The following is a 1217-nucleotide window of genomic DNA, read 5'->3' on the forward strand; positions in this document are numbered from 1 at the left end:
CCTCGGCGGCTCACGCATGGCTCGGGAACGATCCTCTACGCATCAGACAGACCTGTGTAGGATAATTCCCAAGGAAGCTGTACGCATCTCTCATCGCGCACGCCGAGGAGGCCTCGTGGGCGACAGCACCGACACCACCCTGCCAACGGACTTCACCTACACCGAAGCGCGCAGGGTCGGCATCTCGAAACGACGCCTCTACCAGTTGCGCGACGAGGGACGGATCGAGCAGATCGGACACGGCCTGTTCCACCGCACCGACACCGACCAGAATGCTGACATCGACCTGATCGAAATCGCCGTCCGGGCACCCAGGGCGACCCTCTGCCTGGCCACCGCCCTGGCCAGGCACGCACTGACCGACGAGATCCCGCCGGGCATCGACGTCGCCCTTCCGCGCGGCCAGTGGAGACCCGCCACGAGTGCACCCGCCATCTGGCACAGCTTCCAACCCGCCACCTTCGACCTCGGCCGCGACGTCCTGCCGTTGACCACGGACCTTTCCATCGGCCTCTACAACCCCGAACGCAGCATCATCGACGCGTTCCGGCTGCGCCACCGCGAAGGAAGCGACCTGGCACTCAGCGCCCTGAAACGATGGCTGCGACTGCCCGGCAGCCAACCCACAGCCCTCCTGAAGCTCGCCGCCCGGTTCCCCCACACGCAGCCACCGCTACGCGCCGCCCTGGAGACACTCCTTGCCTGACACCCGCCCCACCCGCGCCACCACAGGCGGCCGCGCCTACCTCGACCTACGAAACCTCGCACGCAGACAGGGCCGCCCCACCGACGAACTCCACCAGCTCTACGCCCTCGAAGGCTTCCTCTCCCGCCTGACCATCTCCCCCTACGCCGACCGCCTCGTCCTCAAAGGCGGCGTCCTGCTCGCCGCCTTCGGATCCCGCCGACCAACTCGCGACATCGACCTGTGCGCGGACCACCTGTCCGGCGAGCTCGACGCCATGCGCGAGGTGGTACGCGCGATCGCCGCGATCCCGCTCGACGACGGCCTACAGATCGACCCGGACTCGGCAACCGCGGAGCCGATCCGGGACGAGCACGAATACCCCGGCGTGCGCGTCACCCTCACCGCGACGCTCTCCGCGGCCCGCCTGACCTTCCACGTCGACATCAACATCGGCGACCCCGTATCGCCGGCACCGCAGCGCATCGTCCTGCCGAAAATCCTCGGCGGAACCATGGAGCTCACCGGCTAC

General features: G+C 68.0%; 2 protein-coding genes. Both read left to right on the forward strand.

The genetic code is table 11. The features are described 5' to 3' along the window. Positions 1-115 precede the first annotated feature (115 nt). The gene (locus tag KGA66_RS29110) at positions 116-706 is read left to right on the forward strand and encodes a type IV toxin-antitoxin system AbiEi family antitoxin domain-containing protein (protein ID WP_211472830.1); all 591 of its coding nucleotides are present in this window, start codon (positions 116-118) and stop codon (positions 704-706) included. Continuing rightward, on the forward strand, positions 699-1217 hold a 519-nt coding region (locus tag KGA66_RS29115), incomplete at its 3' end, for a nucleotidyl transferase AbiEii/AbiGii toxin family protein (RefSeq protein ID WP_211472832.1). The genes KGA66_RS29110 and KGA66_RS29115, both read left to right, overlap by 8 nt.

Origin of the sequence: Actinocrinis puniceicyclus, from assembly GCF_018283645.1 — a bacterium.
In the GTDB taxonomy this organism is placed as follows: Bacteria; Actinomycetota; Actinomycetes; order Streptomycetales; family Catenulisporaceae; genus Actinocrinis; species Actinocrinis puniceicyclus.